Raw genomic sequence first — 23,214 nt, 5'->3', positions numbered from 1 at the left:
TGCTTTGAAAAACGGCTGGACAAATTTTTGGATAGGATATGTTCAAATACGAGCAGAGGGTAAAGGGCTCGAGAGGCTGATTAACGACTGTCTGCGGAACGGAATTGCTGTATGGAGGGCAGCGAGGGAAGGGGATCATTCGATTTCCTTTTTTATTCGCCTAAAAGATGTACATGCCTTCAGGGCGGTGCGCAGACAGCATGAATGCCGATGCGTTTTTACGAAAAGAGAGGGATTTCCATTTGTAATAAGGCGTTCTTTTAAGAATAGCGGATTTGTCTTGGGAATTCTTCTTTTTCTGGCCGCTTTATTTATGCTTTCCAATATGATTTGGTCTGTAGAAGTATATGGAGCAAAGCCAGAGACGGAACACTTAATCATGAAGGAACTCGACAGGATCGGAGTTAAAGCAGGCGCTGTTCAGTTCCTTACCCATGATGCAGATGATATACAGAAGATCTTGACGGAAAAAGTGCCTGCATTAACGTGGGTTGGGGTGGAATTGAATGGTACATCCTATCATTTGAAAGTTGTCGAGAAAAATACTCCTGAGCAGAAGGAATACGCGGGCCCGCGCAATATTGTAGCGAAGAAAAAAGCCGTGATCATGAGAATGTATGTGGAACAGGGCCAGCCTGCAGCGATGGTCAATGACCATGTAGAGAAAGGACAGCTTCTCGTTTCGGGAATGATCGGGAGCAAAGGAATTCCCGCAAAGGCAGAAATATATGGAGAGACCTGGTATGAGTCTTCGGTTGAAGTTCCGCTTAAAACGAATTTCAGAGTTTTCAGCGGCAATCAGTCAAACAAACACTATATCTCAATAAACGGCTGGAATATGCAAATTTGGGGCTTCAGACAGGAAGAGCCCGACGTTTATGTTACAGAAGAAGATAAAAGGGAGCTGCAATTTTTAGGATGGAAGACTCCTTTTTCGTATATAAAAGAAATAAAAAGGGAAAAGGAAGAAGTAAGCAGGAGTTATACGGTGAAGGAGGCAGTTAAAGCCGGAGTGGAAATGGGAAAAGAAGAACTTATGCAAAAAATCGGAGAAAGCGGCCGCATATCAGGCGAAAAAGTTTTGCACCAAGAGAATGAGAATGGTAAAGTAAAATTGAAAATACTTTACCAGGTTATTGAAGATATTGTGAAAACTACGCCAATTGTTCAGGGAGACTAAAGAATGCCAGAAGACTTAGTGTCAATGAATCAAAAATTAGAAAATCCGAATGAAGCTCTTATGCTGTTCGGAAATCAGGATATCCATTTAAAAAGGCTTGAAGAAGAGCTTAATGTCACAATCGTTACCCGCGGCGAGGCCGTATATGTTTCCGGGGAATCACTAAATGTCCAGCTGACTGACGATATCCTGCAGGCTTTGCTTAGTGTCATCCGCAAAGGAATCGTTATTTCAGAAAGAGACGTGATCTATGCGGTAAGTTTGGCAAAGAAACAGAAGCTGGAGGAGTTCCAGGCTCTGTTTACGGAAGAAATTGCAAAAAGCGCAAAAGGCAAGCCGATCAGAATTAAAACGCTTGGACAAAGGCATTATATTTCTGCGATCAGACAATCAGATCTTGTGTTCGGCATTGGTCCGGCGGGTACAGGAAAAACGTATCTGGCAGTAGTGATGGCAGTAAATGCCCTCAAGAACGGAACAGTCAAGCGGATTGTGCTGACAAGGCCTGCCGTTGAAGCAGGCGAAAGCCTTGGATTTCTGCCTGGAGATTTAAAAGAGAAGGTAGATCCTTATTTAAGGCCTTTATACGACGCCCTGCACGACGTTCTCGGGCTGGAGCATACAGAACGGCTCATTGAGCGGGGAACGATTGAAATCGCTCCTCTTGCTTACATGAGGGGCCGTACACTGGATGATGCGTTCGTGATCCTGGACGAATCCCAAAATACAACCCATGCCCAGATGAAAATGTTTTTAACAAGACTTGGATTCGGATCGAAAATGGTAGTGACAGGCGATATCACACAGGTAGATCTTCCAAAAGGAGTAAAATCGGGTCTTGCCATAACACGAAGCATGCTTCAGCATGTACCTGGCATTTCATTTATTGAACTTCAGCAGACAGATGTAGTCAGACATCCTCTTGTTGGAAAAATCATTGAAGCTTATGAAAAAAATGAGAACTAACGGCAGATGACCCGCTATGGGTCATCTGTCTATCTATCATGGGACATTTGACTGGATTTCTAAACGGCAGGAGGTGCCTTATATGACAAAAAAGAGGACAGGCCTGAAAAAACAAATCGATCTTATTAATCAATATCGCTTCCTTCACTATATTTTATATGTGCTGTTCGGGATTATTTTGTTTGCTGCTCTTTACGGAAACGTTAAGCCCCAGAACTTAGATATTAAATTGCTTGATATATCCAAGCAGACCTTGTACTCCCCGATTTCTGTAACAGATATGCAGGAAACAGAAAGGAAAAAAAGAGAGGCTTATCAGGAAGTCCCTGATCAGTACAGACTGGTAGAGGAGTATTCTGAAAGCAGAGTCGAAATCGTCAATTTCATCTTTAATTCAGCCATAGAGGTAAACCAGGGGCCAATATTGAAAGAGAATGACGAAACGGCGCCAAAAGGTGAGGAAGAAAAGGCCTCAGAAGTGAAACCGCTTACCGAGAGTGAAAAATCCAGCCTCCTGGAAGATAAACTCTCCGACGGTCTGAAGCAAAAGATTTCTAAAGATACACTTCTGCCACTGCTTGGAGCTTCTCCTGAGGAACTGAAGCTGGCAAAAGAGTCTGTTGTTACAACAGTGAATAAAGTGATGGGTAAGGAAATTACAACGGACAAGCTTGGCGAAGCAAAACAGCAGGTTGAAAAAGAGCTTCAATACACGCCCCTTACCTCTGAAATGCTTCAGTCGGCAATCAGGATTGGTCAATATGCTGTGATTCCCAACTATATTTATGATGACAAAGCTACAAAAGAAAAGCGCCAGCAGGCAGCGGACAGCGTAAAAGAAAGTCTGATCAAGCAAGGGCAAATCATTGTATCTGAAGGTCAGCCTATAACTCCTGATGTGTATCATAAACTGGAAATTGCGGGGCTGATTAACAATAAACAATCCTTCAAGCCGTTTCTTGGTCTCTCCGTATTTGTTCTTTTAACCGTTTCCGTTTTAATATATTATTTTGAAAATCAGCGGAATGCGTCTGAAAAAAAGAATCTCTCTTTGCTGCTCTTTGTGCTGGTGTTCATCATTTCTCTCCTTTTTATGAAGGCCATCAGCCTGTTCCAGCAGCTTGATATTGCATACATAGGATTGATTGTACCTGCGGCAATGGGGCCAATGCTCATAAAATTGCTGATTAGTGAAAGACAGGCTATACTATCCAGTATCATTCTCTCTGTTTGCGGCAGCATTGTATTCAATGAGGGGATTACCGGTACTTTTAATTTTAATATGGGGATCTACTACCTGGCTGGGTGTCTGGCAGGCGTCCTTTTCTTAAATAAGCATAATCTTCGTTCGAGAATCCTGCAGGCCGGACTATTCGTGGCTTTGATCAACATCTTAATGATTTCAGCTTTAACGATGATCCAAAATGGCAACTACTCAAATCTCGAATTTGGAAGCTATGTCATTATGGCTGCAGTTTCAGGACTTGCAGCTTCAGTCCTTGTTATGGGTTTTCAGCCTTTTTTTGAAACGGGATTCGGACTGCTTTCAACCATGCGTCTCATTGAACTGTCTAACCCTAACCATCCGCTCCTAAGGAAAATTCTTACTGAAACACCCGGAACGTATCATCATAGTGTGATGGTGGCGAATTTATCCGAGAGTGCCTGTGAAGCTATTGGAGCCAACGGGCTTCTTGCGAGAGTGGGTGCATACTATCATGACATTGGAAAGACAAAGCGTCCGCAGTATTTTATTGAAAATCAGATGAAAATGGATAATCCCCATGATAAGCTTTCACCTCAGCTTAGTAAGAATGTCATTATTGCCCATGCTTCTGATGGTGCGGAAATGCTGAGAAAGCATAAAATGCCGAAAGAATTTGTTGATATAGCTGAACAGCATCATGGTACGAGTCTGCTTAAGTATTTTTATTACAAGGCAAAGGAACGGGGAGACGAGATTCTGGAGGAAGAATTCCGCTACCCCGGACCAAAGCCTCAAACGAGAGAAATTGCTGTCATTTCCATTGCAGACAGTGTGGAAGCAGCTGTCCGCTCCATGTCGAGTCCAACGCCTGAGCGCATACAGAAACTGGTAAGAGGGATCATCGCTGACCGCCTGCAGGATGGACAGCTTAATGAATGTGATTTAACATTAAAAGAACTGGATATCGTGGCGAAGTCCTTTTGCGAATCTTTAAAAGGGATTTTTCATTCGCGAATTGAATATCCGGAAGTAACGAAACAGAAGGTGAAACAAGCATGAATGAGAGACTGATGATTGATTTGGCAGATGAAACAGGCGAGCTGTCATCGAAGGAAATAAAGATGGTGGAAGAATTGCTGCAATATGCTGCAGAGGAAGAGCAAATAAACGGAGGGGCTGAGATTTCGGTCACTTTTACAGATAACAGCCGGATTCAGGAAATCAATCGGGAATACAGAGGGAAAGATCAGCCCACTGATGTTATTTCTTTCGCGATGGAAGAGCAGGGAGAAGATGAGATTGAGATCATAGGTGCTGATCTACCGGCAGTCCTTGGAGACATCATTATATCTGTCCAAAGAACAAGGGAACAGGCTGAAGACTATGGGCACAGCTTTCAGCGCGAGCTTGGGTTTCTGGCAGTCCACGGTTTTTTGCATCTGCTCGGATATGATCATATGAGCGAAGAAGAAGAAAAGGAAATGTTTACTAAGCAGAAAGGGATTCTAGATTCCTATGGGCTTAAGAGATCAGAAGACCTCTGAGTTAAAACGATTATTGAAAAGCTTCGCATTCGCCTGGGCAGGGATTAAAGATGTATACCGCCGCGAAAGAAATTTTCAAATTCATTGTTTTGCGATGGTATTGGCTGCTGCAGCCGGTTTTATTTTGCAAATAACAGTAAGTGAGTGGTATTTAATTATTGGCTCCATTGGAGCGGTGCTTTCACTGGAGCTCATGAATACCGCAATTGAGCGCACAGTTGATTTAGCGGTAAGCGAATACCACCCGCTGGCGAAAGCTGCAAAGGATGCGGCTGCAGGAGCTGTATTCATTGCAGCCCTTGCAGCTTTGATTTTGGGGCTGCTTATCTTTGTACCGAAGCTTATAAATTTTATATAATTTAGAATATTCACATTATTTATTCTTTAATTCTTAAGAATGAGTGAAAATGAAGGCAATTTCGGGTAAAATAAAAGCAGATGCAGCTGAATGAAAACGAGAGGATGACATGCGGCATGACCACAGATCAATTAATCATAGAAGCTAAAGCAGCAAGGGAAAGAGCTTATGTGCCTTACTCCAAATTTAAAGTAGGCGCTGCGCTTTTGACCAAATCCGGCAAGATTTACGGCGGATGCAACATCGAAAATGCCGCATACAGCATGTGTAATTGTGCCGAACGAACAGCACTATTTAAAGCATACTCTGAAGGAGATCACGACTTCGAAGCGATTGCTGTTGTAGCAGATACAAAAAGACCGGTACCGCCATGCGGTGCTTGCCGTCAGGTGATTTCGGAGCTTTGCAGCAAGGATATGAAAGTAATATTAACGAACATGAACGGTGATATCGAACAGCTTACAGCGGGAGATTTATTGCCGGGAGCATTTTCAGCGGAGGATTTGAATGACTAACAATGGTTTTAAATCAGGTTTTGTTTCTATTATAGGCCGTCCAAACGTGGGCAAATCAACGTTTTTAAATCGGGTGATCGGACAGAAAATTGCGATCATGAGTGATAAACCTCAAACAACCCGGAACAAAATACAGGGAGTTCTCACGACAGATGATTCCCAAACAATCTTTATTGACACTCCAGGCATCCATAAACCAAAACATAAGCTAGGGGACTTTATGATGAAGGTCGCACAGAATACCCTTCGCGAAGTCGATTTGATTATGTTTATGATCAATGCTGAAGAAGGCTATGGCAGAGGCGATGAATTCATCATAGAGAAACTGAAAGAAGTTAAAACGCCTGTATTCCTGGTCATTAACAAAATTGATCAGCTGCATCCCGATCAGCTGTTTCCGCTGATTGAAAAGTACAAAGCCCTATACCCATTTAAAGAAGTTGTGCCGATTTCGGCTTTACAGGGAAACAATGTGGAGACACTTCTTGATCAGATTAAGTCCTATCTGCCTGAAGGTCCGCAATATTATCCCGCGGATCAGGTAACGGACCATCCGGAACGGTTTATTATTTCTGAACTGATCCGGGAAAAAGTGCTTCATCTAACACGCGAAGAAATCCCGCATTCAGTTGCTGTGGTGATTGATGCAATTGAACGAAGAGAAGAAAACGCCTCTGTCTATGTAGCGGCAACCGTTATTGTTGAACGGGATTCCCAAAAAGGAATTGTCATTGGAAAACAGGGGAAAATGCTGAAGGAAGTCGGGCAGCGTGCACGTGTAGATATTGAGGCACTGCTTGGTTCTAAGGTGTTTTTGGAACTGTGGGTGAAAGTTCAGAAAGACTGGAGAAACAAAATGAACCAGCTTAGAGATTACGGATTCAGAGAAGACGAATATTAATTTCAGGCTGCGTTCATGTTAAAGGTGCTGGAAGGTAGGGGTACAGGTGCAGCAGCATGGAATAGGACTGCTGTGTCTGTATGTCTGGAAGAAATAAACTGCCAAGTTTAACAGAGTTTTATTGCACAAATTTAGCAAATATTGTTTAACATGAATAGAAGGAGTCAGGGTCATCCTATCAGTAAGGAATTTGGAATAGCTTTTCTGGTCTTATAGACGAAAGGTGGGGGTATTCATGAAGGATTTTACCTGGAAGGTATTTTATCAGACAGGTAACATTGACACGTATCTTCTTTTTAAAGAAATGGAAAAGGAGCATGCTGATGGGCCCGAAACACAGGAAGATGAGCTGATCCATCCCGATTTTCCGCTGATTTGATTACTGATCCTTCCGGATGGGGAGGGAAAAGGTGCTCCAAAAATGTGAAGGAATTATCATAAGGTCCTCCAACTATGGGGAAAACAATAAAATCGTTACGATTTATACGAGAGAGCTGGGCAAAGTTGGAGTGATGGCTAGAGGGGCGAAAAAACCGAATAGCCGGCTTTCAGCAATGACTCAGCTTTTTACGTACGGAACCTTTTTATTTCAGAAATCCTCCGGACTGGGAAGCCTTCAGCAGGCGGAAACCATAGCTTCTATGCGCTCTATAAGAGAAGATTTATTTTTGACTGCCTATGCCTCCTATCTGGCTGAGCTTTTGGATAAGTCGACAGAAAATATGCAAAGGAATCCCTTCCTTTTTGAACTTCTTCTGCAAATGTTTCAGAATATGGATGAAGGCCGCGATGCAGAAATTCTATTGCGGATGTTCGAACTGAAGATGCTTCCTGTTCTGGGGATTACACCTCATTTAAATGGCTGTGTCAATTGCGGCAGCACAGAAGGAACGTTTCATTTTTCTATAAGGGAAGCCGGTTTTTTGTGCCACCGCTGCTTTGAAAAAGATCCATACCGTCTTGTAATCTCACAGGGGACTGTAAGAATTTTAAGGCTCCTTTATTTTTTTGATTTAAACCGGCTCGGTGAAATCTCTGTCAAAACAGAAACCAAAAATGAGCTGAAGCTTGTATTAACCAGCTATTACCAGGAATATTCGGGACTCTTCTTAAAATCAAAACGCTTTCTTGATCAAATGGACACATTGCGCAATCAATTGTAGAGAGCATGTTGACATGACGGCTTTTTTTCATTATGATTCGTATATAATTCAATTGTGCGAAGAAGGAAAGAAGTAACAGCAATCGTTTGTATGAAAGCGAGTCCGGGATGGTGAGAGCCGGGCTGCAAACTGCTGCGAAAGGCATTCCGGAGCATGTTCGTTTAAAAGAGGGGATTACGGAAGATTGCATCTTCTATCATCCCAAGTAGGGTGGAACCGCGGGTAACTCTCGTCCCTATGTCATTACACGATGGCATAGGGACGGGAGTTTTTATGTTCTTATGTCAATTGTAATCCTTTAGGAGGGATCCAATGAATATTCAAAATATGATTTTAACGCTGCAGAAGCATTGGTCAGAGCAGGGATGTATCCTGATGCAGGCTTATGATACGGAAAAAGGCGCAGGTACGATGAGTCCTTATACTTTTTTGAGAGCGATTGGTCCTGAACCGTGGAATGTTGCTTATGTTGAACCGTCCCGCCGTCCAGCAGACGGGCGCTATGGAGAGAATCCAAACAGGCTGTACCAGCATCACCAGTTCCAGGTGATCATGAAGCCATCCCCTGATAATATTCAAGAACTTTACCTGGATTCTTTAAAAGCTCTTGGGATCGATCCTTTGCAGCATGATATCCGTTTTGTGGAGGATAACTGGGAAAATCCTTCTCTTGGCTGCGCAGGTCTTGGGTGGGAAGTGTGGCTTGATGGCATGGAAATCACTCAATTTACCTACTTCCAGCAGGTTGGCGGTTTGGAATGCAAGCCTGTTTCTGTAGAAATTACATACGGGATTGAACGTCTTGCCTCCTATATCCAGGATAAAGAAAATGTGTTTGATCTGGAATGGACAAAAGGATATACCGTTCGGGATATTTTTGGAATGCCTGAGTATGAACACTCTAAATACACATTTGAAACATCGGATGCCGACATGCTCTTTCAACTATTTACGGTGTATGAAAAGGAAGCGCACCGCCAAATGGACCAGGGACTTGTTCATCCCGCGTATGATTATGTGCTGAAGTGCTCCCATACCTTTAACTTGCTGGATGCGAGAGGCGCCATTTCTGTTACAGAGCGCACAGGCTATATTGGCCGCGTCCGGAACCTCGCTAGAAAAGTGGCAAGAACTTTTTATGACGAAAGAGAAAAATTAGGCTTTCCAATGGTAAAGGAACAGGAGGCGGAAAACCATGGCTAAACGTGACCTGCTGCTTGAAATCGGCCTTGAAGAACTGCCGGCAAGGTTTGTGACCGAATCGATGAATCAGCTTGGAGAAAAAATGCAGAAATGGCTGAATGATCATAAAATCCCGTTTGGGGCGGTTCGGCTTTATTCAACTCCCCGGCGTCTTGCCGTTTTTGTATCGGATCTTGCTGAGAAGCAAGAGGATGTAACAGAAGAAGCAAAAGGACCTGCTAAAAAAATTGCTCTCGATGCTGAAGGCAACTGGAGTAAAGCAGCTGCAGGATTTTGCAGGGGGCAGGGAGCTTCTGAAGAAGACATCTATTTTAAAGAAATTAACGGGGTCGAATATGTGCATGTGCAAAAACATGTCAAAGGCCAATTTACGATGGAACTTCTCAAAAGTCTTGATAAAGTGATCTCAAGCATGACTTTTCCTAAAAATATGAGATGGGGCAGCCAGGAAATGCGTTACGCCCGTCCGATTAAATCCATCGTTGCGCTGTTCGGTTCAGAGGTCATCCCTTTTCAGCTGGCTGGCGTTCACACAGGCAGCGTTATAAGCGGACATCGTTTCTTAGGCGAATCGGAAGTGTCCATCACGGAACCAGCAGAATATGAACAATCTCTCAAAGAACAGTTTGTCATAGCAGACCCGGCGGTCCGTAAACAAATGATTCGAAGCCAGCTGGATGATATCGCAAGGAAAAACAGCTGGACGATTCCTGTTGATGAAACTCTCCTGGAAGAAGTCAATAATCTTGTTGAATATCCCACGGCTCTGTATGGCAAGTTTGAAGAAGAATATTTGACGCTTCCTGAAGAAGTGCTTGTTACCACTATGAAAGAGCATCAGCGTTATTTCCCTGTCAAAAATGAGGAGGGGGTTCTCCTTTCTTACTTTATTACAGTCCGCAATGGCAATGATGTTCACCTTGAAAACGTAGCACGCGGAAATGAGAAGGTTTTAAGAGCAAGACTTTCTGACGCAGCGTTCTTTTACCGGGAAGATCATAAGCTTCAAATCGGTGAAGCGTTAGAAAAACTTGAAAAAATTGTATTCCATGAAGAACTTGGATCCCTTGCAGATAAAGTAAGAAGAGTGACTGCCTTGACGGAAGCTATAGCGAAACGTCTGGAGCTGAGTGAAACGGTTCGTGAAGATGCAACACGTGCAGCCCGCATAAGTAAATTTGATCTCGTTTCCCATATGGTTTATGAATTTCCAGAGCTTCAGGGAATTATGGGAGAGAAGTATGCAAAGCTGCTGGGGGAAAAGGAGACTGTTGCTGCTGCCATCAATGAGCATTACAGTCCGAGACATTCCGAGGATCCCGCTCCGCCATCTGAGGCAGGTGCTGCCGTAGCGATTGCGGATAAGCTTGATACAATTTGTGCATTTTTCTCTATTGGCATGCTTCCTACGGGCTCTCAAGATCCTTACGCACTTCGAAGACAGGCAAGCGGAATCGTTCAAATTCTGCTCGCTCACAACTGGATTATCCCTCTTCCTGAATTGTTCCAGCTGTCGATCTCGGTACTGGGTGTGAGTGAATCCGAAAAACTGATCGAAGATTTAACAGGATTTTTCAAGATGAGGGCGAAGTATGTAATGGACGAAAGAAATGTCCGCTATGATGTTGTAGAAGCAATCCTTCAATCATCCAATCTTGAAATCACTTCGATGATCAAGCGCTCGGAAGTGCTTGCATCTGAATCGGGGGCAGAAGGATTCAAGGAGACAATCGAAGCCTTTTCGCGTGTTCTCAATATTGCTGGAAAAGCAGAGGATGATGCAGCTGTTTCTCCTGATTTGTTTGAAAATGATTACGAGAAGGCGCTTTATGAAAAAGCAGATAAAACAATCGAGAGATACAGAGCAGCTGCCGATTCTTCGGAATACAGTGAGGCATTCGCTGCCCTGAAAAGTATGACCCCTGAAATTACTTCATACTTTGACCATACAATGGTTATGGCAGAGGATGAAAAAGTAAAAAGAAACCGCTTGGCGCAAATGAAGCAGCTTGCGGATGTGATTCGATCATTTGCAGAAATGAATTCGATTCTCGTAAAATAAGAAGAGCTTTGGATCCTGTCTGACAGGATCCAAACTTATATAAAAAGCGTTCAGGCATGACTATTTTTTTAACACGGTTCATATATAATGGGAATAAGATTCAACCAATAATGTACATAATCCTTTGCGGATGAAACGATATAAAGCCGCAGAATGCCGGAATTGGTGGTGAGTACAATCGAACTGAACAAGCGGCAGGAAATTATCCTTCAGATTGTGAAGGAGAACGGTCCTATAACAGGTGAGCATATTGCCGATCAATTGAACTTGACGAGAGCTACCTTAAGACCGGATTTAGCGATCTTAACGATGTCTGGTTATTTAGAAGCAAGACCGAGAGTGGGTTATTTTTATACAGGAAAAACAGGGAATCAGCTGTTAAGTGATAAGCTGAAAAAACTTCAGGTGAAAGATTTTCAATCCATTCCAGTAGTGGTGAGTGAGAATGTGTCAGTTTATGATGCGATTGTCACGATGTTTCTCGAAGATGTTGGAACGCTATTTGTTGTGGATAAAGATTCCATTCTTGTTGGCGTGCTTTCCAGGAAAGATTTGCTCCGTGCAAGCATCGGCAAGCAAGAACTGGCTTCAATTCCTGTAAATATTATTATGACGAGGATGCCGAATATTACCGTTTGCAGAAACGATGATTACATTATGGACGTAGCCAGATCATTAATTGAAAAGCAAATAGATGCACTCCCAATTATCCGGGATACAGATAAAGGATTTGAAGTCACTGGCCGGATTACCAAAACCAATATGACAAAAATTCTAATGAGGCTTGCAGATAACGATATTATTTAGGATAGGGAAGCGGGGGAACGGGATGAACAACCGTGTCGTTTATGTCGTGTCAGATTCAGTGGGAGAAACGGCCGAGCTGGTCGTAAAGGCGGCAATCAGCCAGTTTAATGGAACGGCTGCCAATACAGTGATAAAACGGATTCCTTATGTGGAAGACAAAACAACAATTGAAGAAGTTGTCTCTTACGCGCAAATGGATGGGGCCATTATTTGTTTTACACTGGTCGTACCGGAGTTAAGAAATTATTTAATACAGCTGGCATCTATTAGAAATGTGCCGGTGCATGACATAATCGGGCCTCTGATCGACAAAATGGAAACTTCATACGGAATTCAGGCAAAGTATGAGCCTGGGAGGGTCAGGAAACTGGATGAGGATTATTTCAAGAAGGTCGAAGCGATTGAGTTTGCTGTTAAGTATGATGATGGAAGGGATCCCAGAGGATTGCTGAAAGCCGACATCATCCTGATTGGTGTTTCAAGAACTTCTAAAACCCCTTTGTCTCAATATTTGGCACATAAGCGCTTCAAAGTAGCGAATGTTCCCATCGTTCCAGAAGTAGAACCTCCAGAAGAACTATTCAAGATTCCAGCCAGAAAATGCATAGGTCTAAGGATTAGTGCGGAAAAGCTAAATAACATCAGACGTGAGAGGCTTAAATCACTTGGTTTGAATGATCAGGCTATTTATGCCAATATCAACCGCATCAACGAAGAGATTGAATACTTTAATAAAGTCGTTGACCGGATAGGATGCGACGTTATTGACGTTTCAAATAAAGCTGTTGAGGAAACAGCTAACATTATTCAAACCATTATGAGTAAATAAGGAAGCCTGCAGCATCAGGCTGATGATAGGTCCTTCTTCTTTGCTTTGGGAAGGGAAAGCCCAGCTGATTTATTCAGCCGGGCTTTCCTATGGACTTAATGAAGGAACCAGAAAAAACCTTTTGCTAATTTAAGTTAAAATGATAGATATATTAAGGACTTTGTATTATAATAAAAAATTGTGATAAAATTACACTTTTTAGGTTTAGACTTTGAAGCGGTAGAATAAACTATTTACTAGTATCTGTCAAGGTTTTGAAGCTGAAATGTTTCGACAAGGTTCTGGCTGAGAGGCTTTCGGCAGCGGACCGCGATGAAAATTTCAATGCTTCAATGTATATGAAGTTTTAACCGGCTGGATTTGGCTCATGAAGAAGGATTTTAACGGAGTGATGGAGAATAGAGAAAAATGCCGAAAAAAAGGTGAAAATATTAGTTGATGCTGATGCATGTCCTGTTAAAGAGGAGATTGTTTCTATAGGAGATTCACATGGCCTTGAGACGGTTTTTGTCGCTTCCTATAACCATATGACATCCAATGATTTAGGGAAAAAATGGGTTTATGTTGATACGGACAAAGAATCAGCAGACCTCTACATTGTGAACCGGGTCAAATCAGGAGATGTGGTCATCAGCCAGGATATTGGATTAGCCGGCCTGCTCCTGAAAAAAAACGTTATCGTTTTAACGCCAAGGGGTAAACACTATACAGAGTATAATATAGAAACAGCCCTGCAATTCCGTTACCTTTCCGCTAAAGGAAGAAGAGAAGGAATCCACTCTAAAGGTCCAAAACCATTTCTGGAAGAGGATCGAAAAAATTTTAAAGACGCTCTGGAAAAAATCCTGTCGAATATTGCAGGGATTAATCGTTAAGTCTCGAATACTTCAAACACGGGGATGTTAGAATGGCTCAGAGAATTCCGGAGGATGCTGTACATAAGATTCAGCAATCCGTGGACATCGTCGATGTAATCGGAGAATATGTCCAGTTAAAAAAACAGGGACGCAACTTTTTTGGGCTTTGTCCATTCCATGGTGAAAATACTCCATCCTTTTCTGTTTCACCCGATAAACAGATCTTTCACTGCTTTGGCTGCGGCGCAGGAGGAAATGTATTCTCGTTCCTTATGCAAATAGAGGGCTATGAGTTTGTAGAAGCTGTAAGGCAGATCTCCGAAAAGGAAGGAATTCCTCTGCCTGAGGAAGCTATTCAGTCAGCAGCCGGTTCAAGCCGCGAAAACCGGGATGAGGATACAGCTGAGATGCTGAAAGCTCATGACCTCTTAAAGAAATTTTACCACCATTTGCTGGTAAATACAAAGGAAGGTCAGGATGCTTTGGATTACCTGCTGAATCGGGGCTTTACTAAAGAATCAATTGAGCAATTTGAGATTGGCTATGCTCTTCCGTCATGGAACTTTGTTTCCAAGTTCCTGGCAAACAGGGGATTTAATCTCCCGCTAATGGAACAGGCCGGATTACTCGTGAAAAAAAATGACAGCTCCGACTTCCTCGACAGGTTCAGAAACCGGATCATGTTTCCGATTCTGGATCACCATGGGAACACGATTGCCTTTTCTGGCAGGGTTCTGACAGACGAACAGCCCAAGTACCTGAATAGTCCCGAGACGAAATTATTTAATAAAAGCAAAGTGCTTTATAATTTCCACAAAGCACGGTTACATATTAGGAAACATCAGCAATCCGTTCTTCTGGAAGGCTTTGCGGATGTGATTTCTGCCTCGAAGGCAGGTGTGGAACAATCGGTAGCAGCGATGGGAACCGCACTTACTGACGAACAGGCAAAGATTTTAAAGAGAAACAGTGCTGAAGTCATTATTTGCTACGATTCAGATAAAGCAGGTCTTGACGCAGCATTGCGTTCCGCCAGGACGCTAAGTGAGGCTGGAGCGTCTGTAAAGGTCGCAGTGATTCCAGACGGCCTTGACCCCGATGACTACATTAACCGGTATGGAGCTGAAAAGTTCCGCCAGGATGTAATAGGGGGCAGTATGTCGGTCATGGCGTTTAAAATGCATTATTTTCGAAGAGGAAAAAACCTTCAAAATGAAGCAGAGCGGTTTCAATACATCGAGCAGATTTTAAAAGAGTTTGCAGAACTGCACAATCCTCTGGAACAGGAAATTTACCTTAAGCAGATTTCCGGTGAGTTTGCCATTTCATTGGAGGTTCTGAAGGAAAGACTGACCGAGGTACTCAGAACCGCGGAAAGGCCAAAAGAAAAGAAAGAGCAGAATAAGGCGCCTGCTGAGAAGCCGATGGCTCCCCGCAAGCGAAAAAAGCTGCTGCCGGCGTTTCATAACGCAGAGCGTATGCTTTTGGCTCATATGCTTAAGAATAAAGAGGCGGCCCAAAAGGTGCTGGATACACTTGGCCTGCAGTTTAACATTGAGGAGCACAGAGTAATTGCCACTTATTTATATGCGTTTTATGAAGAAGGCACCGATGAAAAAATCAGTACCTTTATCCAAAGACTCCCCAATAAGGAACTTATGTCCGCTGTAACCGATATCGCCATGATTCAAGTGAATGATGAGCCGAGTTCAGCAGAAATACAGGATTACATGAAACAGATTCTTAATTATCCGAAAATCCTTGATCTGCAAGAGAAGGAAGCGGAAAAAAATGAAGCGGAAAGGGAGAGGGATTTCGTCAAAGCGGCTAGAATCGCCATGGAAATCGTTCACCTTAAACGTTCATTCAAGCAGTAATGATCACCAAAATGTCCATCCATTTTTAATGGAGTTCATCTATAGCAAGTTAGCCGTCTTATGAGAAGGCAGCGCAAAATTCATCTGCCTGAGAAGGCTGCAAGAGTTTGGAAGGAGGGGATCCAATGGCTGACAAACAAACCCATGATACAGAACTTACGCTTGAACAAGTGAAAGATCAGCTAACGGAGATCGGCAAAAAGCGTGGTTCATTGACATATGAGGAAATCGCTGAGCGTATGTCAAGTTTTGAAATGGAATCAGACCAAATGGATGAGTACTATGAATTTCTTGGTGAACAGGGAGTTGAGCTTCAAGGAGAAAACGGTGAAGCAGAAGACCCTAACATACAGGACCTGTCTAAAGAAGAAGAGTTCGATCTTAATGATCTGAGTGTGCCGCCTGGAGTGAAAATAAACGATCCAGTACGCATGTACTTAAAAGAAATAGGCCGGGTTGATCTTCTTTCTGCCAATGAAGAGATTGAATTGGCTAAACGAATTGAAGAAGGAGACGAAGAAGCTAAACGCCGTCTGGCTGAAGCCAACCTGCGTCTCGTCGTCAGCATTGCTAAGCGCTATGTTGGACGCGGAATGCTTTTCCTCGATTTGATTCAAGAAGGAAATATGGGATTAATGAAAGCAGTTGAAAAATTTGATTATCGAAAAGGCTATAAGTTCAGTACGTATGCAACGTGGTGGATTCGCCAGGCTATAACAAGGGCGATTGCTGACCAGGCGAGAACCATCAGGATTCCCGTTCATATGGTTGAAACGATTAATAAGCTGATTCGTGTTCAAAGACAGCTGCTTCAGGACCTTGGACGTGAACCTTCACCTGAAGAAATTGCAGAAGATATGGATTTGACTCCTGAAAAAGTAAGAGAAATCCTGAAAATTGCTCAGGAACCTGTCTCTCTTGAAACGCCGATTGGCGAAGAAGATGATTCTCATTTAGGTGATTTTATCGAAGATCAGGATGCAACTTCTCCTTCTGAACATGCTGCCTATGAGCTTCTTAAAGAACAGCTGGAGGACGTTCTCGACACACTGACGGACAGAGAAGAAAACGTTCTTCGTCTTCGTTTCGGCCTTGACGATGGACGGACGCGCACTCTTGAAGAGGTTGGGAAAGTGTTTGGTGTTACGCGAGAGCGTATTCGCCAAATTGAAGCCAAAGCATTAAGAAAGCTTCGTCACCCTAGCCGAAGCAAAAGACTAAAGGATTTCCTGGAATAGAAAGGAAAGGCGGATTGCCGTCTTTCTTTTTTTTTGCCTTTTTCACGTTTCTTATATACAAATGGGTGCTTTACCGCCCGCTGCGGCAAAAGGCGAGCAGGATTGGTAAGCGCTTACTTTTCGTTTGGTATTTACGAAATAACAGAACATTATTACAATAAGGGTATACATAAAAGATGGACGGAGATTATGATGCAAAATAGTGAACGCAAGCAAATTATTATCGATGAGATTAACCATTGGAAGAGCAGCAGGCTGCTTCCTGAGACATATTGTGATTTTCTGCTCGCATTATACACAGGCGGGAACGGGAACATTGGGAAACAGAAAAAAAAGTTTGGTTATTTGATTCCTTGCTTCATCCTGCTTGTTCTTCCTGCATCACTTTTTATCTATTTTACTGAAATGAATCATTCTTTGCAAATTGCTCTGTTATCCTTATTCACCATTTTCCTGCTGCCGGTATTGAAAAAAAGCAGGAAACAGGGAGCTTTCCACTATTATTTAGGAGTCTTATTTTTGCTGCTTATGCTCATGTCTTTGCTGGGAGCGGACTTTTTACCTTTCCCGAAAGCGGCTGCTTATGCAGGGGTCATTATGCTTCATAGTGCCGTCTGGGTAGTTTCCTCTTTCCGCTTTAAAATCCGTTCTTTTCTCGCAGCCGGCATTGCCGGACTGCTGTTTTCCTCTGCTTCCTTCTTCTTTTAAGCCGCGCATGCAAAGGCTTTTTTACACATATAGAAGATTAAATTTTTAAAAAGTTGTGAAAACAATCCTTTCCTTTTATACTATTAATGTAAGCGTGTTCATTATTCAGGGGGGATTGGATGAATTTTGAGTTAACGGCCGAACAGAGAATGGTCCAAAGAACAATAAGGGAGTTTTCCGAGGCTGAGGTTGCACCTGGTGCGGAAGAAAGAGACAAAACGAAAGAATTTCCAAAAGAGATTTTCAAAAAGCTTGGGGAAATGGGGATGCTCGGTTTGCCTTTTGCTGAAGAATTCGGCGGGGCAGGGGCGGATACAGTCAGCTTTGCTATTGTCACAGAGGAACTGAGCAGAGCCTGTGCATCTACAGGGATTACTTACTCCGCTCATATTTCATTGGGCGGAGCGCCGATCAGCTTATTTGGAACGCATGAGCAGAAGAGGGAGTATCTTTCTAAAATTTGTACTGGAGAGTCACTTGGCGCATTCGGTCTGACAGAGCCAAATGCGGGCTCAGATGCAGGTGGAACAGCTACAGAGGCAGTTGTTCAAGATGATAAATTTGTTATCAATGGAAGCAAGTGTTTTATCACGAATGCTTCATATGCAAAATTTCTGGCATTGACCGCCATCACCGGGAGAGATGGAGGCCAGAAGGAAATCAGCGCTATTATCGTTCCGACGGATGCGAAAGGATTTTCTGTCATCGATAATTACGAAAAGATGGGACTGAATGCATCAAATACGACTGAATTGGTGCTTGATGATGTGGAAGTTCCAGCGGAAAACCTGCTTGGGGAAAAGGGCAGGGGATTCAAGCAGTTCCTTATTACACTTGATGGCGGCCGGATAGGCATTGGGGCAATGGCGGTCGGTATAGCCCAGGCAGCCTATGAGAAAGCGCTGAACTATGCAAAAGAAAGAAAGCAGTTCGGCAGAAGTTTGTCTTCTTTCCAGGCAACCCAGTTTAAGCTTGCGGATATGGCGATGAAGATTGAGCTGGCGAGGACTATGGTCTACAAAGCGGCCTGGATGAAGGATCAGGGAAAAGCTTTTACGAAAGAAGCGTCCATGTGCAAACTGTATGCATCTGAAATCTGTTCTGAGGTAACCAATCAGGCCATTCAGATTCACGGCGGATATGGCTACATGAAAGACTATCACGTTGAAAGATATTTAAGAGATGCGAAACTTCTTGAAATTGGAGAAGGAACGAGTGAAGTCCAGCGAATGGTCATCGCCAGACAGATTGGCTGCTGAATGATAAAAGGTGGTTTTATTGGATTAAATTAGGTTAATTCTCTTTTCCTTCCCTCCAATATAAAGTAAAATGAAGGAAGTTTACGTCTGTTTTTACATATGAGACGAAGTCTGGGAGGAGAAATCATGAAACGGAATCCGCTAATTCCTTTTGCTTTAATTGCTATTTTCGGTATTGGACTCATGCTCTTGTTTTCAGTCAAAGGAATCGGTGACGGGAAGGAAATGGCCGGCGGAGAAAAAGAGAAGCCGAAAACAGAAGATATCGCCAATATGTCCCCCGAAGAAATTTACAAGGGAAAATGTATATCCTGCCATGGAGAGAACTATGAGGGCGGGGTTGGACCGAAGCTTGCAGGCAATGATTTAAGTGTTGATGAAATCAAAAACCGCATTAAAAACGGAGGCGGCGGAATGCCGGCCAATCTCGTACCGGATGATAAGAAACTAGCCGAAATGGCAAAATGGGTATCCGAACTGAAATAATTGAACCCCTCTTGAAGGGGTTTTTGTTTTGCCTGTTGGACATAGCGGAGCACATCACCTAAAATAAGAGAGGATCTACATATTATATGGACAAAAGGTGACATCATGAATGAAATGAAATTATCAAAAAGACTTAGTGCCGTAGCGGACTTTATCCCTGAAGGAGCGATCCTTGCAGATATCGGCTCCGATCATGCTTATCTTCCCAGCTATGCTGTCATGAATGGGAAAATCCAAAAAGCAATTGCCGGAGAGGTCGTTGAAGGCCCTTATCAATCTGCGGTTAAGCAGGTAGAAAAGACCGGTTTGAGTAATCAGATTGATGTCCGCAAAGGAGACGGGCTTGCTGTTTTGAAACCATCCGAAGCAACGTGCATCACGATTGCAGGAATGGGCGGCGGGTTAATCGCCAAAATTCTTGAAGATGGCAAAAACAAACTGGAGCGGGCCGAAAGACTCGTCCTGCAGCCAAATGTGCATGCCAATCATGTTCGGACCTGGCTGATCGCCAATGGCTGGGAGCTCATCGCTGAATCGATTCTGGAAGAAGATCAAAAGATCTATGAAATCCTTGTGGCTGAGAAAGGGAACCCGATGAAGCCATATGAACACAAGAATGAAGCGGCAGCTATTTTATATGGTCCCTTTCTCATGCAGGAGAAAAATGAAGTATTTCTAAAAAAATGGACTCGGGAAAAAGCACATTGGACATCCGTCATTTCCCAGATTGAGAAAGGGAAAAGTACGGAAGAATCAATCAAGAGACGACAGGATATGGAAGAGCTTATTAAAATGGCTGAGGAGGTACTGACATGAGTAAGATTCCAAACGGGTATGAAATCATTGAATTGTTTGAGAGTTTTTCTCCGAAGCGCTATGCGGTGGAAGGCGATAAAATCGGCCTTCAAATTGGAACCCTCCATAAACCGGTAAAAAAAATCCTGATTGCACTGGATGTTCTCGATGAAGTGGTGGATGAAGCAATCGAACAGAACTGTGAATTAATCATTGCCCACCATCCCCCGATATTCAGACCTCTTAAACATGTAAGAACGGATCAGCCTGCCGGTAAGCTGCTGGAAAAGTGCATCAAACACGACATTGCCGTTTATGCGGCCCATACAAATCTTGATGTAGCAGATGGCGGAGTAAATGATATGCTTGCTCAGGCCTTACATTTGCAGGATACAAAAGTTCTATCCCCGACAGCAGAAGAAAAACTTAAGAAAATGACGGTTTTTGTTCCTTCTACTCATGCAGAAGCGGTTAGAAAAGCGATGGGGGATGCCGGGGCAGGGAATATCGGCAACTATAGTCATTGCTCGTTTTCAGCAAACGGAACGGGTACTTTCCTCCCGCTGGAAGGTTCTTCACCGTTTATCGGAGAGGCTGGAAAATTGGAGGAAGCAGAAGAAGTGCGGATCGAAACAATCTATCCTTCGACACTGGAAAAGAAACTCCTTTCTGCCATGCTGAAAGCACACCCATACGAAGAAGCAGCTTTTGACATCCATACACTGGATCAAAAGGGTCTCGATTTGGGACTGGGCAGGGTTGGAAAACTCGAAAAGGAAATGACGCTTGGAGAGTTTGCCGAGTTTGTGAAAAAGGCACTGGATGTGGAAACTGTCCGGGTTGTGGGAGATTTAAATGCAAAGGTGAAAAAATGCGCGGTGCTTGGAGGCGACGGAAATAAATATTTGCACGATGCCAAGTACAGCGGTGCGGATGTTTATGTAACTGGGGACCTTTATTACCATACTGCACACGATGCCATGATGATGGGCCTGAACGTGATTGACCCGGGGCATAATGTAGAAAAGGTAATGAAGCAGGGTGTCACGGACTTGATGCTATCCCTTTGTGAAGAAAAAAAATATGAAGTCAGCATTCTGCCCTCAGAAGTCCATACCGACCCTTTTAAATTTGTGTAAGGAAAATCCTTCAAAAAAACAAAACCCCCTGAGCGCTCAAGCATCTGTGAGCATCCAGAGGGTTTTGTTTTTCTGCTTGCATTTTAAATAATCCTGGTATGGTGTCCGGCTCACCGCTTCATGCATACCGGAGCCGGACTCATGAAGCAAAAAGGGGAAAGAAACTAGATCAGAACCTTCTTCTTTACTTTTTCGTGCGTACTTTCGGAAGGATTTTACTGAGCGGCACAGAGTGCACCACTTCCCAAACCTTGTTTTCATCTTCTTCATATTGCTCGAGAAACGCAATGACCTCTTTTGTAATAGGGGTCGGAGTTGAAGCTCCGGCTGTGATGGCAACCTTTTTAACGCCTTTCAGCCATTCCAGTTTTAACTCGGATAAATTGGAAATCCGGTAGGCAGGTGTTCCGGCAATTTGTTCGGAAACCTGGGCAAGCCGGTTTGAATTGTTGCTCTTCGGATCACCGACAACAATGGTTAAATCGGCTTCTTTTGCCTGTTCGGCTACAGCTTCCTGGCGAACCTGTGTGGCAAGGCATATTTCCTGGTGAAATTCTACGTGAGGATATTTCTCTTTTACTTTTTCCATGATATCGTAGACATCCCATTGGCTCATCGTTGTCTGATTCGTCACTATGATTTTTTCGGATTGTATGTCAAGAGCTTCTGCATCTTCCACGCTTTCGATTAAATGAACAATCTCAGGAGCGACTCCGACAGCACCTTCGGGTTCCGGGTGGCCCTTTTTCCCAATGTAGATGACCTCATAGCCCTTCTCCTTAACATCTCTGATTAAGTCGTGCGTCCTTGTTACATCAGGGCAAGTAGCATCAATGCTGACAAGGCCTTTTTCTTCAGCAATACGGCGGACTTCAGGTGAAACACCGTGTGCCGTGAAAATAACCGTGCCTTTATCTACCTTCTCCATAATTTCAAGACGGTTCGTCCCGTCCAGGGTAATAATTCCTTCTTCCTCAAATGCATCCGTTACGTGTTTATTATGAACGATCATACCTAAAATGTAGATCGGTCTTGGCAGTGTTTTATCCATCGCAGCGTTCTTCGCAATGACCATCGCATCAACAACGCCATAGCAATATCCGCGCGGGGCAATTTTAATGACATCCATGTATCTTCCTCCTAAAGGATGATCAGGCAATGAAACGGAAAAAAGCCGGTTACCGGCTTTTTCTCATTACCTGCCATTATTATATCGAAATGGAGGGAAGAATACAAAACTCTTATACATAAAGTCTAGGTTTTGATGTACCTGGGTCTGTTACAGGCCGGTCAGAGTATTCTTCTTCGGGCACGATGCTTTCAGAAGCTTCCTCCGTGTTTTTGGGGCTCACAGCCTTTTGACTGGGCTGAGGTTTCTCTTCAGACGTACTGCCCTCATCTCCGTCATCGCTGTTCAATTGGCTGAACATCTTAATCATAGCTGGAAGATTTCTTACGAGCGGGCCGTACTGCTGCACCATTGGTGTAACCTGCTGGGCCATTCCAAGAACCTTTTGGACATTCCCGAGCATTCCTGTGATATTGGATGGATTTGCAAGCCCTGTAATTCCCTGCTGGGCAGCTCCTGCAATATTTCCCGCCCCGCCGGCTGAAGGCATAAATCTGGAAAGCAAACCTCTTATGCCGCCCCCGGCTGCCTGCTGAGCTCCCGGAATCTGCCCGCCATTGAATCCATTGATTCCTCCAAACCCCTGGGGCCCTCCTAAACCGCTTTGCCCTCCGAGTCGTCCGAAATTTCCTCCTTGAAGAAGCCCTCTTCCACCCGGGAGCTGACCGTTAAACGGCTGCCTTCCGGAGAAAGGGGGTCCTCCGCTGCCCGGAAACGGTCCGCCTCCTGAAAACGGACCCGGCATGAATCCTCTTCCCTGAACGCCGCCTGGCGGCATAGGTCTCTGTGGAAACATAATCGTACTCCTTTCTCTCCTGTTACCTATTACAGAATATGCATCAGCGGAAAAAATGTTTTTCTTTTCAATAGAAAAGACTTTGGGGAAGGTTGGTGTTTTGTCCATTTATCGTTTATAATGTGAAAATGGTTAAACCTGTCCGGATTCGGAACATCTGCAGACAGGATGGCAGATTATTAAGGGAGTTATTGA

Annotated in this window: 23 protein-coding genes; 21 read left to right on the top strand and 2 right to left on the bottom strand. The window is 43.6% G+C overall.

What is annotated here, in order from left to right; translation table 11 throughout:
- Window positions 1-4 precede the first annotated feature (4 nt).
- From yqfD to CEF21_RS15480, 21 genes are all read left to right on the top strand, one after another.
- A complete protein-coding gene (gene yqfD, locus CEF21_RS15580) occupies window positions 5-1,180 on the top strand; it encodes a sporulation protein YqfD (RefSeq protein WP_123917930.1) in 1,176 nt (391 codons plus the stop codon).
- A gap of 3 nt (window positions 1,181-1,183) precedes the next feature.
- Window positions 1,184-2,146, top strand: a complete 963-nt coding sequence (locus tag CEF21_RS15575) for a PhoH family protein (RefSeq protein ID WP_123917928.1) — start codon at window positions 1,184-1,186, stop codon at window positions 2,144-2,146.
- Window positions 2,147-2,228: 82 nt separating this feature from the next.
- Window positions 2,229-4,412 carry an HD family phosphohydrolase gene (locus tag CEF21_RS15570; protein ID WP_123917926.1) on the top strand — a complete coding sequence of 728 codons (2,184 nt, stop codon included), beginning with the start codon at window positions 2,229-2,231 and terminating at the stop codon, window positions 4,410-4,412.
- Window positions 4,409-4,897 (top strand): rRNA maturation RNase YbeY, encoded by a 489-nt coding sequence (ybeY, locus tag CEF21_RS15565; RefSeq protein ID WP_123917924.1) that lies wholly within the window; start codon window positions 4,409-4,411, stop codon window positions 4,895-4,897. Before CEF21_RS15570 ends, ybeY begins: the two co-directional genes overlap by 4 nt.
- A complete protein-coding gene (locus CEF21_RS15560; RefSeq protein ID WP_123917922.1) occupies window positions 4,869-5,255 on the top strand; it encodes a diacylglycerol kinase family protein in 387 nt (128 codons plus the stop codon). Before ybeY ends, CEF21_RS15560 begins: the two co-directional genes overlap by 29 nt.
- 80 nt (window positions 5,256-5,335) lie before the next feature.
- On the top strand, window positions 5,336-5,770 hold the full coding sequence (locus CEF21_RS15555) for a cytidine deaminase (protein WP_277423908.1): 435 nt from the start codon (window positions 5,336-5,338) through the stop codon (window positions 5,768-5,770).
- A complete protein-coding gene (gene era / locus CEF21_RS15550) occupies window positions 5,763-6,671 on the top strand; it encodes a GTPase Era (protein WP_123917918.1) in 909 nt (302 codons plus the stop codon). The genes CEF21_RS15555 and era overlap by 8 nt, the downstream gene beginning before the upstream one ends.
- A 235-nt stretch (window positions 6,672-6,906) precedes the next feature.
- Window positions 6,907-7,050: a YqzL family protein gene (locus CEF21_RS15545; RefSeq protein WP_123917916.1), complete on the top strand. Its 144-nt coding sequence runs from the start codon at window positions 6,907-6,909 to the stop codon at window positions 7,048-7,050.
- 31 nt (window positions 7,051-7,081) lie between these two features.
- Complete coding sequence (recO, locus tag CEF21_RS15540; protein ID WP_123917914.1) at window positions 7,082-7,834, top strand: DNA repair protein RecO; 753 nt, start codon at window positions 7,082-7,084, stop codon at window positions 7,832-7,834.
- A gap of 312 nt (window positions 7,835-8,146) precedes the next feature.
- Window positions 8,147-9,037 carry a glycine--tRNA ligase subunit alpha gene (glyQ, locus tag CEF21_RS15535; RefSeq protein ID WP_123917912.1) on the top strand — a complete coding sequence of 297 codons (891 nt, stop codon included), beginning with the start codon at window positions 8,147-8,149 and terminating at the stop codon, window positions 9,035-9,037.
- Window positions 9,030-11,099 carry a glycine--tRNA ligase subunit beta gene (gene glyS / locus CEF21_RS15530; protein ID WP_123917910.1) on the top strand — a complete coding sequence of 690 codons (2,070 nt, stop codon included), beginning with the start codon at window positions 9,030-9,032 and terminating at the stop codon, window positions 11,097-11,099. The genes glyQ and glyS overlap by 8 nt, the downstream gene beginning before the upstream one ends.
- A gap of 168 nt (window positions 11,100-11,267) precedes the next feature.
- The gene (gene ccpN, locus CEF21_RS15525; RefSeq protein WP_123920301.1) at window positions 11,268-11,906 is read left to right on the top strand and encodes a transcriptional regulator CcpN; all 639 of its coding nucleotides are present in this window, start codon (window positions 11,268-11,270) and stop codon (window positions 11,904-11,906) included.
- Window positions 11,907-11,928: 22 nt separating this feature from the next.
- Window positions 11,929-12,735, top strand: coding sequence for a pyruvate, water dikinase regulatory protein (locus CEF21_RS15520; protein WP_123917908.1), 807 nt, complete (start codon window positions 11,929-11,931; stop codon window positions 12,733-12,735).
- Between the two features lie 422 nt (window positions 12,736-13,157).
- The gene (locus tag CEF21_RS15515) at window positions 13,158-13,610 is read left to right on the top strand and encodes a YaiI/YqxD family protein (protein ID WP_241156689.1); all 453 of its coding nucleotides are present in this window, start codon (window positions 13,158-13,160) and stop codon (window positions 13,608-13,610) included.
- A gap of 32 nt (window positions 13,611-13,642) precedes the next feature.
- Complete coding sequence (gene dnaG / locus CEF21_RS15510; RefSeq protein ID WP_123917904.1) at window positions 13,643-15,469, top strand: DNA primase; 1,827 nt, start codon at window positions 13,643-13,645, stop codon at window positions 15,467-15,469.
- 125 nt (window positions 15,470-15,594) lie between these two features.
- Window positions 15,595-16,707, top strand: a complete 1,113-nt coding sequence (rpoD, locus tag CEF21_RS15505) for an RNA polymerase sigma factor RpoD (protein WP_123917902.1) — start codon at window positions 15,595-15,597, stop codon at window positions 16,705-16,707.
- A gap of 189 nt (window positions 16,708-16,896) precedes the next feature.
- On the top strand, window positions 16,897-17,415 hold the full coding sequence (locus CEF21_RS15500) for a hypothetical protein (protein ID WP_123917900.1): 519 nt from the start codon (window positions 16,897-16,899) through the stop codon (window positions 17,413-17,415).
- Window positions 17,416-17,534: 119 nt separating this feature from the next.
- Window positions 17,535-18,674, top strand: coding sequence for an acyl-CoA dehydrogenase family protein (locus tag CEF21_RS15495; protein ID WP_123917898.1), 1,140 nt, complete (start codon window positions 17,535-17,537; stop codon window positions 18,672-18,674).
- Window positions 18,675-18,800: 126 nt separating this feature from the next.
- Window positions 18,801-19,160, top strand: coding sequence for a cytochrome c550 (gene cccA / locus CEF21_RS15490; protein WP_123917896.1), 360 nt, complete (start codon window positions 18,801-18,803; stop codon window positions 19,158-19,160).
- 105 nt (window positions 19,161-19,265) lie between these two features.
- The gene (locus CEF21_RS15485; protein ID WP_123917894.1) at window positions 19,266-19,976 is read left to right on the top strand and encodes a tRNA (adenine(22)-N(1))-methyltransferase; all 711 of its coding nucleotides are present in this window, start codon (window positions 19,266-19,268) and stop codon (window positions 19,974-19,976) included.
- The gene (locus tag CEF21_RS15480; protein WP_123917892.1) at window positions 19,973-21,094 is read left to right on the top strand and encodes a Nif3-like dinuclear metal center hexameric protein; all 1,122 of its coding nucleotides are present in this window, start codon (window positions 19,973-19,975) and stop codon (window positions 21,092-21,094) included. Before CEF21_RS15485 ends, CEF21_RS15480 begins: the two co-directional genes overlap by 4 nt.
- Before the next feature lie 184 nt (window positions 21,095-21,278).
- Here the strand turns inward: CEF21_RS15480 and CEF21_RS15475 are convergent, their stop codons facing one another.
- Both CEF21_RS15475 and CEF21_RS15470 read right to left on the bottom strand, forming a co-directional pair.
- Window positions 21,279-22,223, bottom strand: coding sequence for a 4-hydroxy-3-methylbut-2-enyl diphosphate reductase (locus tag CEF21_RS15475; RefSeq protein ID WP_123917890.1), 945 nt, complete (start codon window positions 22,221-22,223; stop codon window positions 21,279-21,281).
- 112 nt (window positions 22,224-22,335) lie between these two features.
- Window positions 22,336-23,019, bottom strand: a complete 684-nt coding sequence (locus tag CEF21_RS15470) for a YqfQ family protein (protein ID WP_241156688.1) — start codon at window positions 23,017-23,019, stop codon at window positions 22,336-22,338.
- Window positions 23,020-23,214: the final 195 nt, after the last annotated feature.

The sequence above is a fragment of the Bacillus sp. FJAT-42376 genome, assembly GCF_003816055.1.
Classification (GTDB): Bacteria; Bacillota; Bacilli; order Bacillales; family Bacillaceae; genus Metabacillus_B.
Note: the sequence above shows the minus strand (reverse complement) of the source record. Positions and strands in the feature narration are given on the sequence as shown.

Bases quoted from the DNA above. Each gene is read 5' to 3' on its own strand.
- CEF21_RS15575 (WP_123917928.1), top strand. From the start codon at position 1,184: ATGCCAGAAGACTTAGTGTCAATGAATCAAAAATTAGAAAATCCGAAT.
- CEF21_RS15570 (WP_123917926.1), top strand. From the start codon at position 2,229: ATGACAAAAAAGAGGACAGGCCTGAAAAAACAAATCGATCTTATTAAT.
- ybeY (WP_123917924.1), top strand. From the start codon at position 4,409: ATGAATGAGAGACTGATGATTGATTTGGCAGATGAAACAGGCGAGCTG.
- CEF21_RS15560 (WP_123917922.1), top strand. From the start codon at position 4,869: ATGGGCTTAAGAGATCAGAAGACCTCTGAGTTAAAACGATTATTGAAA.
- CEF21_RS15555 (WP_277423908.1), top strand. From the start codon at position 5,336: ATGCAGCTGAATGAAAACGAGAGGATGACATGCGGCATGACCACAGAT.
- era (WP_123917918.1), top strand. From the start codon at position 5,763: ATGACTAACAATGGTTTTAAATCAGGTTTTGTTTCTATTATAGGCCGT.
- CEF21_RS15545 (WP_123917916.1), top strand. From the start codon at position 6,907: ATGAAGGATTTTACCTGGAAGGTATTTTATCAGACAGGTAACATTGAC.
- glyQ (WP_123917912.1), top strand. From the start codon at position 8,147: ATGAATATTCAAAATATGATTTTAACGCTGCAGAAGCATTGGTCAGAG.
- glyS (WP_123917910.1), top strand. From the start codon at position 9,030: ATGGCTAAACGTGACCTGCTGCTTGAAATCGGCCTTGAAGAACTGCCG.
- CEF21_RS15520 (WP_123917908.1), top strand. From the start codon at position 11,929: ATGAACAACCGTGTCGTTTATGTCGTGTCAGATTCAGTGGGAGAAACG.
- dnaG (WP_123917904.1), top strand. From the start codon at position 13,643: ATGGCTCAGAGAATTCCGGAGGATGCTGTACATAAGATTCAGCAATCC.
- rpoD (WP_123917902.1), top strand. From the start codon at position 15,595: ATGGCTGACAAACAAACCCATGATACAGAACTTACGCTTGAACAAGTG.
- CEF21_RS15500 (WP_123917900.1), top strand. From the start codon at position 16,897: ATGATGCAAAATAGTGAACGCAAGCAAATTATTATCGATGAGATTAAC.
- CEF21_RS15495 (WP_123917898.1), top strand. From the start codon at position 17,535: ATGAATTTTGAGTTAACGGCCGAACAGAGAATGGTCCAAAGAACAATA.
- cccA (WP_123917896.1), top strand. From the start codon at position 18,801: ATGAAACGGAATCCGCTAATTCCTTTTGCTTTAATTGCTATTTTCGGT.
- CEF21_RS15485 (WP_123917894.1), top strand. From the start codon at position 19,266: ATGAATGAAATGAAATTATCAAAAAGACTTAGTGCCGTAGCGGACTTT.
- CEF21_RS15480 (WP_123917892.1), top strand. From the start codon at position 19,973: ATGAGTAAGATTCCAAACGGGTATGAAATCATTGAATTGTTTGAGAGT.
- CEF21_RS15475 (WP_123917890.1), bottom strand. From the start codon at position 22,223: ATGGATGTCATTAAAATTGCCCCGCGCGGATATTGCTATGGCGTTGTT.
- CEF21_RS15470 (WP_241156688.1), bottom strand. From the start codon at position 23,019: ATGTTTCCACAGAGACCTATGCCGCCAGGCGGCGTTCAGGGAAGAGGA.